The organism is Paenibacillus sp. Y916, assembly GCF_056786435.1.
The window spans coordinates 265,851-277,992 of the sequence record NZ_JBXCJA010000001.1 but is presented as its reverse complement, the minus strand read 5'-3'; the positions used below and the strand labels follow the sequence as shown (position 1 = coordinate 277,992).

Genomic DNA, 12,142 nt, shown 5'->3' with positions numbered 1-12,142 from the left:
TCTTGAAAAGTATTCATTTCAAACAAGTTTATAGTTACCATTTACTATTATTCGGACCTCTTCTTCCTAAGATCAACCAGATTCCTACACCTATAAGTATAATTACTAGTAGATAAATCCCCCCTGTTCTCATAAGACTGAACAGAAAGAAAAGAAATGATACTAACCCTATACTAAGAGATACCCATAAAAGCGTATTTGATCGTAAATTCTCATACAAGTAATACTCATACAATCCTATAGCTACGCCAAGAAGTAACGCAGGCCATACATATGCCATCAATCCCCAGCTCCATATATTACATATAACAAATACTAATCCCCATACCGTTAATATGCCACCAGGAATGAGTAGGATAGGCTGTCTCCGACGACTGAAATAAAGCCACTGTAAGGCCAACCCTGCAATCAATATGACCACCGGCCAGAGGGATCGGGTAAGGAAACCAAACACACCAATTTTACCTAATAAAATAACAACAGCGGCGATAATGATCAACAGTCCTATCTTCATATCTCTTTTAGAAGACATATATACACCCTCTTTTCTCATGGTATGCCCATTCATGTCAGAATCCGGATGAACATATTTTAAGATTATTGTATATGAAATTCGTTTAAAAGACCATGTTGTTAACGCAAAAAAGAACCTGGCGAAAATTCATGTCAAGTTCTTTTTGCTGGTCATGACTATTTAGTTGCGATTTTCCTTACTCCTCCAGACAGAACAACAATAATAGCCAATGCCATAGGTAACACAGAGTGACCATTTGGCCAAAGAGTAGACAGATACCCTCCGAAGCTTGAATCCTGAAGTATCATTTCTCCAGCTGTGTACCCCAATATTCCAGCACCGAAGTAAACAAGGATTGGAAATCGTTGCAACCAATGAATGATAATAGTACTACCGTAGATCACAATCGGTATACTAAGGGCGATCCCAATGACAATTAAGGAGAGATCTCCTTTCGCAAGCCCCGCGATGGCCAATACATTATCAAGACTCATGATGAAATCTGCTGCTATAATGGTGCGTATCGCTTTCGACATCGTTGGTGTCTCACCCAACCTGAGTTCTTTCTTCTCATCAGATAACAACTGGAACGCTATCCACAATAACATAATGCCTCCGAATGCTTGTAGATATGGAATCTTTAGCATCAACACAGCAACAAAGGTGAGGAGACATCTAAGGACAATAGCACCCATAGCTCCCCACCACACTGTTTTTTTGCGCTGAACCGGAGGAAGATCTTTGCTCGCTAAAGCAATGACGACAGCATTATCTCCGCTCAAAACTAAATTAATCACTAGTATTTCCAGTAACAGCCACATCTGCTCCATAGTACAACTCCCCCCATTCATACATGTATGAATGAAATGGGGCTTGTATGCTTATGAAATGATCAATTTATTATTTCCTGAACGATCCGTTTTAGAACCAATCCTCCTGTGCCGCATCCACATCCGCTCTGCTTCCACCTCCGTTTGGGGTAAGCATAACCGTCTCCGTACGTTCTAACGCATCCTGCAACAGTTCCGGAAGATTATTGATCGATCGTTCTATTCGATCTAGAGTACGTATACTCGGATTGGTAGCTGGTGATTTAGAAACAAACAATGTACAACAGTCTTCATAGGGTTGAATAGAAAGGTCATACGTTCCGATCTCTTTAGAAATCTGAATAATCTCATTCTTATCCATCATAATTAAGGGTCTAAGAATGGGAAGCTCTGTTGCGCGTCCAATCGCATTCAAGCTGGATAAAGTCTGGCTAGCTACTTGCCCAAGACTATCCCCTGTTACGATTGCCAACGCCCCTTCTCTTTCGGCCAGTGATGTTGCAATTCGTAACATCGCCCTACGCATTAAAGTAATGATCAAATTATCCTGACCAATTCCAGTAAACGAAGTCTGCACTTCAGTAAAGGGAACGAAGTGAACTTTCATTTCACCCGCATAACCAGATAACACTCTGGCTAAATCTTCAACTTTATTTTTAGCTAATTGACTTGTGAAGGGATAACTGTAGAAATGAACACACTCCACCGTTAATCCTCTACGCATTGAACTCCATGCAGCTACCGGGCTATCGATCCCGCCTGAGAGTAAGATCATCGCTCTTCCGTTGCTTCCTCGCGGGAATCCACCTACGCCTGCGATCACTTCATAAAATATATAGGTTTTTTTCTCTCTAATTTCCACTCTTAGCTCAAGCTCGGGTTGGTGCATACAGACGTTTAGCATTGGAAATTCCTTTAATAAATGTGATCCAACATGAGCGTTCATTTCATGGGATGAATGAGGGAAGCCTTTCCACACACGTCTAGCATGTACTTTAAAAGTAATATCATCTTGTAGATTCATTTCTTGTAAATATCGATGGCTTGTCCGTAGTATATCTTCTAAATCGGGCTCACAGACGATAACTGGACTGATCGAAGAAACTCCAAATACTTTCTTTAGAGCTTGAATCGGTTCTTGTTCTGATTCTCCGTTCAGATATACGTAGATTCTTCCAAACTCACTTCTTAACTTTAGACGTGGATAAGGTTCAAGAACAGACTCCACATGAAGGGTAACCGATTTCTCAAATTTTCTACGATTTTTACCTTTTAGCATAAATTCTCCAAAACGTATTAGTAACATATCATAATTCATTACTTATCACTCTTCCCTTCTTAAAAATGGTTTAAGCTGCTCCATGGCAGTACGAAGTGCATGTTGCAACAAACTTACTTCTTCTTCTGTATGACTATCCCCAAGACTAATCCGAATTCCGCTCGATGCTTCTTCTACGCTCAGTCCCATCGACAATAAAACACGGCTTGGCTCTATTTGTTTGGTTGAGCATGCCGATTTAGTCGACACAAGCATCCCTAGTTCCTCCAATGTATGCAGCAATACTTCAGATTTCATCCCTGGATAAGAGAAATGTACAATATGAGGTGCTGACTTCTCATGGGTATGGAGGTTCAGACCTTGGATATCCCTTATCGTAGCATGAAGTCTGTCACGAATAACCGACACCTTATTCATAAAGGTCTCTTGCTGTTCATTTGCCATCCGCATCGCTTTAGCCATAGCAATAAGCTGTGGGGTATTCTCCGTCCCTGCACGCAATCCAAATTCCTGGGATCCGCCGGTAAGAAGAGGTGTTAACTTTAATCCTTCACGCACGTAAAGCACTCCACTTCCCTTGGGACCACGAAATTTATGTGCAGAGAGTGTGTATAAATCCACTTGCCATCTCTTTAGATCGATAGCCAACTTTCCGAACCCTTGAACACCATCGACATGAAATAACGTTCTTGGATTGCATCTTTTAATTGCCTGTCCAATAGCTTCTATAGGTTGAATAGCTCCCATTTCGTTATTCACATGCATAACACTCACGAGAATCGTATTTTTCTTTATAGCCGCACTAACTAATGCTGGATCGACACACCCCTGAGAATCAACTGGGAGAAAAGTAACTTCATATCCCCATTGTTGTAATTGGAGAAAGCTCTCGTGTACAGAAGCGTGTTCAATCTGTGTAGTAATCACGTGCTTACCACGATTCATATATTGGAGGGCAGCACCCTTAATAGCTAAATTATTGCCTTCAGTTGCTCCTGAAGTAAACACGATCTCCGTTGGCTTGGCATTGAGAGCATTTCCGCAAACTTCACGAGCACGCTTGATCAACTTGATAGCATCATCTCCCAATTGATGCATGGATGATGGGTTACCATAGTGCTTTTTCATAACCTCAGTTATTGTCCGTATAACATCATCATAGGGTGGAGTGCTTGCGGCATGGTCCCAGTAGATCATTATGAACTTCTCCCTTCTTTTTCTTTTCGGAAACGCAAAAAGATCAACCGGCGGAGAGGGTGCAAATCGTCTTGCTGACCTTCACCCTGGTGCCTCCTCGTGTGATCTCTTATCAACCATTATGCAGTTTTCATATATAAAAGTTGTTCAAAAGTTATTTATCGAACTCGCATTTATGCTTCATATTTGGTGCGAGCGTTCTGTACCTTAGCAATATAATTTCTAGTCTCCGATGGGAGTGAATCCAAACGATTCAGTAGTTCTTGATCGGTCGATATTCCAAGACCTTGAATTCTTCCTGGTCCGGCATTATAAGCTGCAAGTGCCACGTCCTCTTCTCCGTTGAATCGTTTTAATTGCTGAGCTAGATACCTTGTTCCTGCATCAATATTCTCTGCTGGATTAAACGAATCTCTAACTCCCAATCCCGCGGCTGTTCCATCCATTAATTGCATTAAACCTTTGGCTCCTGCTGAGGATACTGCCTCCGAATTAAATGACGACTCTGTATCGATAACTGCTTTGATCAATGATTCGGATATTCCATACTGCTGGCTTGCCTGTTGAATCAAATCATTATACTCTGTTGATAAAGACTTTCCAGCATGATCCTTCGATTCAGAGAAGTTCAAATTATCCTTACTCACAACACCAAGCTGTTGCCATAAAAGACCTTCATCCCAAGATACCCCCGCATTGGAAGATACGACTTGATTATCAGAAGATAATTCAGGCGTTGTCATGATCTGGTTCAACACCCCTGCGAAATTAGATCCACTCATTTGAGTATTAAGAATATCCTGTATAAGATCATCTTTATCCTGCACTGTGGCATTCTGTTGTAGGTTAATAAGTTGTTTCGCTGTCACATTATCAATCTGCATAGCTTTATCCCAACTTCCATCATAATCTTCTTCATACATTTTATCATGGGATTAGGTCATACGCTACCTTCTTCATCAAAATTATGTCTAAGGATGCTGTAAAAGTGACTAGCGTCGGTGGGAAGGAACTGGTTATGCTTACGATGTTAGCAGATTAATATCGCCAACGTTATACAAAGTACATTTAATTACTCTCCATATTTTAACTGTACCTTTTGTAAGAAAAACCACCTTACTATGTTAAAAAGGCGAACTTCCTAACCTCACGCGGAGGCTTGGAAAGTTCGCTTAGAAATATCATTTAAAAGAGATTCTAAACCATAATCAGCATTGCACAAAATAATCGATGATATACGAAGTAGCGAAGATGACGGAATTGTCTTGAAGAAGCGGTAGCGCTCGCCTACAAGCTTTCCGTAGGAAAGCTACTTCGAAAGCATATGCTTTGCCCTCTGATTTCAACCGCTAAAGCGGTATACAATCAAGAAATCAAAGGGCAACAGCGATCGGAAGGACAATCCGTCATCATAGCGGTATCCTACACGAGCATTTTCCACGCCCTTTATTATCTTCCAAAAGGAATAAAGAAGAGATAACTAAGCGTAGCTAGTATCCCTAGACCTATCGACCAAGCACCAGTTCCTTTTCTTCCTTGGGAATAGGCATAATATCCGATAAGAACTGATATCGGCCCTAGAACGATGGACCACATAAATAAAGACACAACACCCAACGCAAGACCAACGTACCCAGCGACTTGTCCTGTTCTATCGTCCATCTCTTCCACATCACGATCTTTATTCTCGATCTTATCGTCATGAATACGAACAGGTGTTGATGTCATTTCTGCTGCATACTCCTCTTTATCGTTGTGAGTCAAACGAGGATAATCCGCACGCTTGTACAGATTAGCATGAAGTGTACTCTTTTTGCGAACACCTTCATCTCTTTGTATTGAATCATCTTGAGTTCCTGAACCCTGTTTATCATCGTCCATGCCAGCACCTCCTATTAAATTGACAAGATTTCCTTTACTTAGGCCTAAACGTTAAGCAGCAAGTCGAGGATGACGTATCAGCCTTATCCTGATGAATGACATATGACTCGTCTCCAAATTCTTCATTCAAATTTCTAGTAGCATGAGCATCAATTTCAATCATGATTTTCTCAGCACGACATAAGTTCTGTTCTCCCCAATAATGACAATTACTCACACTGCACCTCACTAATGTTTTGGACTCATTATTCATTTATATCACCTCTTCTTCATTGTTTCCGACAGTGTAGACTGATATGCGGATATGAAGCTGTAAGTTGATGTAAACATACAAAGAATATCCCATTCGTAGTTTTCCAGCTACATCAGCAAGGTAATGAATAAATTTCGAGCTATTTCCTAACGCTAATGAAAACTTTGATGGGTAATAGGAGGTGTTGGAATGTCCCGGCGAGCACGGTTAATTGCAGGACTTATTCTCACAGCAGGATTGATCACAACGCTTATTGTGCTACCTAAGAATGATTCAAATATCAGTACCAGTACTAATAACAGCTCCAAATCACATTCTTCTTCAAAGACTCCAGTCATTAACTCACGACAAGAACACACCATGAAGCAACAAATGATGAGCCAAGATATTTCATCCACAGATACTTTAACTCGGATGGATGCGAAACAGCATCTTACAACGATAGTAAATCAATTCAACACACTTAATCGAAAGGAGATGGGTTCATATATCCAACAATTGCAAAAGACTCATCATCATATTCAACTACTGACCTGGATCGACTTCTCCAGTAAGCGTTCTACTCCATATCAAGCGCAAGACCTTAATTTGGATATGAATAATAATAAACAGTACAACACGTATCACAGATTAGCGAAACACCATTTGCGTAATCACCGCCCCTATGAATCACCTTCATTTCAAGTAAAAGACACCCAATACTTTATCATGGCTGAACCATCCATTCGTGGAAATAAAGGTATTATTTCATTGGTAAGCCAACAGGTTCTAAGCGAAGTATCTAGTCACCAGAAACGTAATTTACGACTAATTCCTTATCCGAAAGAAGGCAACTACCGAATCGAATCTGTGGAGACAAATACGTTACGTGATATTACCGTAAAGACAGGACATGATAATGAAAATGCAAGCCATTATTATGAACATGAAATCGTTGTTCACTTCCGGGAACCTATTTCAGATAAAGAATTAATGACCATCTCCAGTGAGATTCATTCTAAATGGGTGCGCAAAATGGGTTATGCTTACGTATTCCACGCCAAAAACATGAGCTATTCCGAACTAAAGACTTATTTCACAAATAAATACAAACCTAATTATGTTGAACCTCATTATTTATATCTAACCAATGACTTAAAAGATGAAAGTTCTACGCGTATATCACCTATTATTCCTAATGATCTGTTGTTCTCCAAATATCAATGGAATTTACCTGCGATTGAAACTAACAAAGCTTGGGATTTGTCAAAGGGAAGTGCCGATGTAATCATAGCCGTTGTGGACACAGGAGTAGATCTAGCTCATCCCGACTTGAAGGGGAATCTTGTCGAAGGATATAACGTCATTGATCCATCCAAACCACCTAAGGACGATGTGGGACACGGTACACATGTCTCTGGAATTATAGGTGCCGTGGTCAATAATAATGAAGGGGTAGCCGGAATTAGTTGGTACAATAAAGTGATGCCTGTTAAAGCACTTGACAGCTCGGGAACTGGTACTACTTATTCCGTAGCAGAAGGTATCATTTGGGCAGCAGATCATGGTGCCAAAGTTATCAACATGAGCCTAGGCAATTATGCTGATTCCGAATTTCTGCATGATGCCATCAAATATGCCTATGACCGAGATATTGTAATTGTAGCTGCTACAGGTAATGACAATACAGAACGACCAGGCTTCCCAGCTGCTTATCCTGAAGTGTTCTCTGTATCAGCAACAGACTCCGATATGAAACGTGCTTCATTTTCTAATTACGGGGATTATATTGATGTAGTAGCTCCAGGCACAAGTATAGCCAGCACCTATCTGAATAATCAGTACGCTGCACTTTCTGGAACGTCGATGGCAAGTCCTCATGTTGCTGCGTTAGCAGGACTCATTAGGTCCAGAAATTCTAATCTCAACAACGAAGAAGTCATGGATTTGATGCGTGAAAGTGTCGTTGACTTAGGTGACAATGGAAGAGATAAATATTTCGGATATGGACAAGTCGATATTTACAAAGCACTTAAAGCAGCAGGAAATGGGTCTTCCTCACTTCAATTTTGGCCACAACAAGTCCAGAATCAAATGCAGTCTGTCATTCGGAAAGATCAATCTTCTAAGTAGCCGTTACCATAACTCTCCCAGTAGAAACGGGATACCGTCCTTTTCTAAGGAATTTACGCTTCCGATGCCAGCGATACTTCGTATCGCTTTAAGGTATCCGTCTCTCCATAGATATAAAAAATAGAGTATCAAGAATCAATTTCATAATTACGCAACCCGATTTAGCTGCATCGGCGATTATGAAATTGATTCAAGTGAAACTTATATTTTCTTATATTTCAAAAAATCCGTGTGCTAAAAACTCGCACGGATTTTTATTCTATTCATTTCAACTCAAAAGTTACCTTTTTGATTTAGATTTAGATTTCACTTTTGCTTTTGTCATTGTTACATTGCGTTTTTTATCCTTCCGACCGGACACGCCTACTCTCTCCTCAATTGGTTCATCCGTAGTCACATAATTGTAAATATGTTTGGATACGGGAACGCAATGGTGTCTTTTAACTACTTGAATGGTATGGACTACAGGAACAATTTGAGGGTAAAAGAAGTCTTGAACAACAACAATCGGGTCACAGAATATCGGCTCTACCTGTGGACATTGAAATCTGGAACATTCGCTCATAGGTTATAACTCCTTTCGTGATTTTGATATAGTATATTGTAAAGATCTACCTTTGGATTGTACGAATGACCAACCTGTATGAATCATGCAGGAAGAAGCTCCCTATATGTCCATCCAAATAAAAATGGTGTTGTTCCTCAGTAAATAACTGAAGAACAACACCATTTAATAGTTATACATATAAGTTGTAGTTGTGAAAGTTTGCCGTAAGCCGGGTCCTGTGTTCTTCGTGGTACATACGGGAACTACCCTCCCACTCCAAACGACAATCATCTATCTAGGCCGAACATTGCTGATCGGCTCAAGCGACCAACCTAAACGCGCCTCGGGCTAAGGTTGCTCCCCTTTGCAGAGAAGCTGCGTTCCATTAGGTCTTGCTCCAAGTGGGGTTTACCAGGAACGAAGTCACCAGCGTTCCTCGGGGTCTCTTACACCTCGGTTCCACCCTTGCCTGTGCTGCTTGCGCAGCCATCGGCGGTCCATTTCTGTGGCACTATCCTTCAACTCGCGCTGACTGGACGTTATCCAGCACCCTGCCCTATGGAGCCCGGACTTTCCTCTCGTGATGCCTTACGCATCACCAGCGATTGTCTGTCAAACTTTCATCGCAACAAATGATAGTATACAGCGAATTTACCGCAGATTCAACCCTAATCAACTTGTAACTTTGGAAAGCACTCCCTTTACATAAATTGAAATGGTTCTGTATTCACTTCGGACACATGTACTTTGGTCTCCACTTTAGCATTTTGAAGCTTTTCTTTCATCCAATCTGCCACTTTAGATTTCATTATTTTCTCCGCATTATGTCCCGGATCAATAATCGCAATACCTGCCATTAAAGCGTCTTGTGCTGTATGATAATCAATATCCCCGGTTACAAGTACATCCGCGCCACGATAAATAGAAGGTGATACATATCTCCCCCCTGAACCACCAAGAACAGCCGCTTTACGAATCGAACGCTGTAGGTCTCCTACCACTCTTACATGGTCCACCTGTAAGTTCTGTTTCACAACCTCAACGAACTCTGCAAGTAGCATCGGTCTGTTCAATCTCCCTACGCGACCAAGACCCAATGTTCTTCCTTTTAGATTCATTGCATAAAGATCATAGGCTACCTCTTCATAGGGATGAGCTTTCAGCATGGCCTGTACTACTTTACTACGGATTCCATGTGGCACAATCGTCTCAATTCGTATTTCTTCAACACGTTCCATTCTTCCTTGCTTACCTATAAATGGATCTGTTCCCTCTAATGGCATAAAGGTTCCGTATCCTTCAACATTAAAGCTACAGTGGCTGTAATCTCCAATCATACCTGCACCTGCACCTAGAATGGCATCTAGAACTTGCTGATGATGGCTCTTAGGCACGAAGACAACCAACTTGGATAATTCCTCTGTATGAAGATCTTCCAATGGAGAGCCATTCTCAATCCCCAGTGCTTCAGCCATCCAATCGTTCATTCCACCTTCTGTAACATCCAGATTAGTGTGGCTTATATAGACTGCAATATCATTCTTGATTAGTTTCTCATATAGTCTACCCATCGGAGTATCTGTTTGTAACTGCTTTAGAGGACGGAATATAATCGCATGATGCGCAATAATCAGATCAACTTCTAGCCTGATTGCTTCCTCAACTACCTCATCGTTCACATCTAACGCAATGAGAACATTGTGAATATCTTTCTGTAACGTTCCTAACTGCAGTCCTATTACATCATCAGGCATGGCTACATGCTTAGGAGCTAGCTGCTCCATATATTGAATTACAGTCTGTCCTTTGGCAAACATGTGAGCACCTCCCTAATCTGCTGAATTTCTTGTGCTAAGACTTCAGATTTAGCCTCGGCTGAGGATAAAGAAGATGTACCTAGAGATTTCAACACTCGTGCAAGTTTATCAAGCTCTGACATCCACTTAGCTGTAAAGATGCCGCTGTTCTCCTTCAATAGCCAAGGACCCATCCGTATTTGAATATCCTTTGTCACTTTTACAATTCCATTAGCACTGTCCACTTCATACTCTTTGTAGACTTCATTATTAGTTAACTTCGCCTCATACGTATTCTCTGGAACAGCTGTTAATATTTCATATACTTTACGGTCCTCTTCCATAATGTGCTCTGATGTTAATACAAATTCGTTATCTAGCAACCAACGTCGAACGATATCTTCACCTACATTGGGTTGCAATATAAGCTGCTTAACACCCTTAAGCTTATCCAAACCTTGCTCCAATATACTTGAGATAAGCGCACCACCCATGCCAGCGATCGTAATAACATCCACTTCACCAGGAGTTACGACATCTAGACCGTCACCAAGCCTAACGGAGATTCTGTCTTTCAGACCAGCTGAAGCCACTTGTTTAGCAGCTGCATCCCGTGGTCCAGCATTAACTTCCCCAGCTACCGCTCGGAGTACCTTGCCACTTTGAATAGCCGCTACAGGTAACATGGCATGATCAGAACCTATATCTGCTAACGTACTTCCCTCTGGAATTTGTTCCATAATAAATTGTAATCTTTTCGATAATTTCATGACGACACCCACACAATCCATTTTTTTCGTGAATAGAAAAGCACCACAAGTACGACAGCAACTTTAAATACACATAGAAGTACGATATTCGTTGGCATTTGATGCCTAAGAAACATCATATCGATTTCAGGTATACACCATAGGGTCAATCCCATACTGAAATATACTTGGGATAGCATCTTATGATGTTGGTGCAACAACCAACTTAGCCATATAAAAAGCATGACCAGTGGAAGCCATAACAACTGCAGTAGAACCCATGTGACATCGGGCATCTGTACAAGACAGAATACTGCATATAATAATAACCATCCAGCTATTCCGCAATAATGTAGCAGGCCAATCCTTAGAATATATCCCATAAGGATCCAAATCGTTCCACATACTGCAATCAGTACCGGTATCCATAGCCCCTCATTCCATGAATGAAGAGCAATCATCGATACCCCTAGAACTAGCATGAATAAGCTGCCTGTACCAGCAAGCACCAGACTAAGCATTCGAGATTTACTCTTATATACACTCGCATAACTATAACAAACTCCGACCACAATAACTGACGTTAACATTTGCATTGGCAAAGAAAAAGCGCTAAAATAAAAACAAATAAAACAAATCAAGGAAATAATTCCAATTGAAAGAAACCATGGAATACTATTACTATGTTTTAAAGATTTTAATCTGGAAGAACTTGATTTCTCGTTCTTCGGTTCTTGATATAAATTAAGAAGGAAGTCACAATATTGCTCTGGTAACAAGCGGCTATCTCGCCAGTGCTCAATTTCGTCTATTATGATTTCTTTTCGTTCTTGTTTCATAAGTTCACCACGTTTCTGACCGGTAAACACCGGCATCTTCAATACGTATGATGATACTATGTCGAAACTATAGATGCACTCCAAGGTCAAATGATGAGTATTTCGAAAAAAAAGGACCTTGCTGAGCCAAATAAGCTACAGAAGG

12 protein-coding genes and 1 other RNA gene are annotated in these 12,142 nt (G+C 40.8%); 1 reads left to right on the top strand and 12 read right to left on the bottom strand.

From position 1 onward, the window contains the following. Nucleotides 1-34 precede the first annotated feature (34 nt). The 7 genes from AC1TO9_RS01225 to AC1TO9_RS01195 all read right to left on the bottom strand — a co-directional run bounded on the left by AC1TO9_RS01225 (nucleotide 35) and on the right by AC1TO9_RS01195 (nucleotide 5,954). Nucleotides 35-532 carry a hypothetical protein gene (locus AC1TO9_RS01225; RefSeq protein ID WP_482058180.1) on the bottom strand — a complete coding sequence of 166 codons (498 nt, stop codon included), beginning with the start codon at nucleotides 530-532 and terminating at the stop codon, nucleotides 35-37. A 158-nt stretch (nucleotides 533-690) separates the two neighbouring features. Then, the gene (locus AC1TO9_RS01220) at nucleotides 691-1,344 is read right to left on the bottom strand and encodes a TerC family protein (RefSeq protein WP_482054687.1); all 654 of its coding nucleotides are present in this window, start codon (nucleotides 1,342-1,344) and stop codon (nucleotides 691-693) included. A 91-nt stretch (nucleotides 1,345-1,435) separates the two neighbouring features. Continuing rightward, nucleotides 1,436-2,662, bottom strand: coding sequence for a tRNA uracil 4-sulfurtransferase ThiI (gene thiI / locus AC1TO9_RS01215; RefSeq protein WP_482054686.1), 1,227 nt, complete (start codon nucleotides 2,660-2,662; stop codon nucleotides 1,436-1,438). 6 nt (nucleotides 2,663-2,668) lie between these two features. Next, nucleotides 2,669-3,820, bottom strand: coding sequence for a cysteine desulfurase family protein (locus AC1TO9_RS01210; RefSeq protein ID WP_482054685.1), 1,152 nt, complete (start codon nucleotides 3,818-3,820; stop codon nucleotides 2,669-2,671). Nucleotides 3,821-3,993: 173 nt separating this feature from the next. Further along, nucleotides 3,994-4,743: a lytic transglycosylase domain-containing protein gene (locus tag AC1TO9_RS01205; protein ID WP_482054684.1), complete on the bottom strand. Its 750-nt coding sequence runs from the start codon at nucleotides 4,741-4,743 to the stop codon at nucleotides 3,994-3,996. Nucleotides 4,744-5,269: 526 nt separating this feature from the next. Continuing rightward, a complete protein-coding gene (locus AC1TO9_RS01200) occupies nucleotides 5,270-5,701 on the bottom strand; it encodes a hypothetical protein (protein ID WP_482054683.1) in 432 nt (143 codons plus the stop codon). Nucleotides 5,702-5,735: 34 nt separating this feature from the next. After that, the gene (locus AC1TO9_RS01195; RefSeq protein WP_482054682.1) at nucleotides 5,736-5,954 is read right to left on the bottom strand and encodes a DUF1540 domain-containing protein; all 219 of its coding nucleotides are present in this window, start codon (nucleotides 5,952-5,954) and stop codon (nucleotides 5,736-5,738) included. Between the two features lie 189 nt (nucleotides 5,955-6,143). On the opposite strand from AC1TO9_RS01195, the gene AC1TO9_RS01190 reads away from it, so the two are divergent. Next, the gene (locus tag AC1TO9_RS01190) at nucleotides 6,144-8,066 is read left to right on the top strand and encodes a S8 family peptidase (protein WP_482058179.1); all 1,923 of its coding nucleotides are present in this window, start codon (nucleotides 6,144-6,146) and stop codon (nucleotides 8,064-8,066) included. A gap of 280 nt (nucleotides 8,067-8,346) precedes the next feature. Here the strand turns inward: AC1TO9_RS01190 and AC1TO9_RS01185 are convergent, their stop codons facing one another. The 5 genes from AC1TO9_RS01185 to AC1TO9_RS01165 all read right to left on the bottom strand — a co-directional run bounded on the left by AC1TO9_RS01185 (nucleotide 8,347) and on the right by AC1TO9_RS01165 (nucleotide 12,039). After that, entirely contained in the window at nucleotides 8,347-8,631 is a 285-nt protein-coding gene (locus AC1TO9_RS01185) for a hypothetical protein (protein WP_482058178.1), read from the bottom strand. A 192-nt stretch (nucleotides 8,632-8,823) separates the two neighbouring features. After that, an RNA gene (gene rnpB / locus AC1TO9_RS01180) (RNase P RNA component class A) lies at nucleotides 8,824-9,234 on the bottom strand. An 80-nt stretch (nucleotides 9,235-9,314) separates the two neighbouring features. Next, on the bottom strand, nucleotides 9,315-10,430 hold the full coding sequence (locus AC1TO9_RS01175) for a Nif3-like dinuclear metal center hexameric protein (protein ID WP_482058177.1): 1,116 nt from the start codon (nucleotides 10,428-10,430) through the stop codon (nucleotides 9,315-9,317). Further along, nucleotides 10,406-11,179, bottom strand: coding sequence for a tRNA (adenine(22)-N(1))-methyltransferase (locus AC1TO9_RS01170; RefSeq protein ID WP_482054678.1), 774 nt, complete (start codon nucleotides 11,177-11,179; stop codon nucleotides 10,406-10,408). The genes AC1TO9_RS01175 and AC1TO9_RS01170 overlap by 25 nt, the downstream gene beginning before the upstream one ends. Continuing rightward, entirely contained in the window at nucleotides 11,176-12,039 is an 864-nt protein-coding gene (locus AC1TO9_RS01165) for a hypothetical protein (protein ID WP_482054677.1), read from the bottom strand. The genes AC1TO9_RS01170 and AC1TO9_RS01165 overlap by 4 nt, the downstream gene beginning before the upstream one ends. Nucleotides 12,040-12,142: the final 103 nt, after the last annotated feature.

Excerpts from the sequence above, each read along its gene's own strand:
- AC1TO9_RS01185 (WP_482058178.1), bottom strand. The coding sequence starts at position 8,631 with ATGAGCGAATGTTCCAGATTTCAATGTCCACAGGTAGAGCCGATATTC.
- AC1TO9_RS01225 (WP_482058180.1), bottom strand. The coding sequence starts at position 532 with ATGTCTTCTAAAAGAGATATGAAGATAGGACTGTTGATCATTATCGCC.
- AC1TO9_RS01195 (WP_482054682.1), bottom strand. The coding sequence starts at position 5,954 with ATGAATAATGAGTCCAAAACATTAGTGAGGTGCAGTGTGAGTAATTGT.
- AC1TO9_RS01175 (WP_482058177.1), bottom strand. The coding sequence starts at position 10,430 with ATGTTTGCCAAAGGACAGACTGTAATTCAATATATGGAGCAGCTAGCT.
- AC1TO9_RS01200 (WP_482054683.1), bottom strand. The coding sequence starts at position 5,701 with ATGGACGATGATAAACAGGGTTCAGGAACTCAAGATGATTCAATACAA.
- AC1TO9_RS01205 (WP_482054684.1), bottom strand. The coding sequence starts at position 4,743 with ATGTATGAAGAAGATTATGATGGAAGTTGGGATAAAGCTATGCAGATT.
- AC1TO9_RS01190 (WP_482058179.1), top strand. The coding sequence starts at position 6,144 with ATGTCCCGGCGAGCACGGTTAATTGCAGGACTTATTCTCACAGCAGGA.
- thiI (WP_482054686.1), bottom strand. The coding sequence starts at position 2,662 with ATGAATTATGATATGTTACTAATACGTTTTGGAGAATTTATGCTAAAA.
- AC1TO9_RS01220 (WP_482054687.1), bottom strand. The coding sequence starts at position 1,344 with ATGGAGCAGATGTGGCTGTTACTGGAAATACTAGTGATTAATTTAGTT.
- AC1TO9_RS01210 (WP_482054685.1), bottom strand. The coding sequence starts at position 3,820 with ATGATCTACTGGGACCATGCCGCAAGCACTCCACCCTATGATGATGTT.
- AC1TO9_RS01170 (WP_482054678.1), bottom strand. The coding sequence starts at position 11,179 with ATGAAATTATCGAAAAGATTACAATTTATTATGGAACAAATTCCAGAG.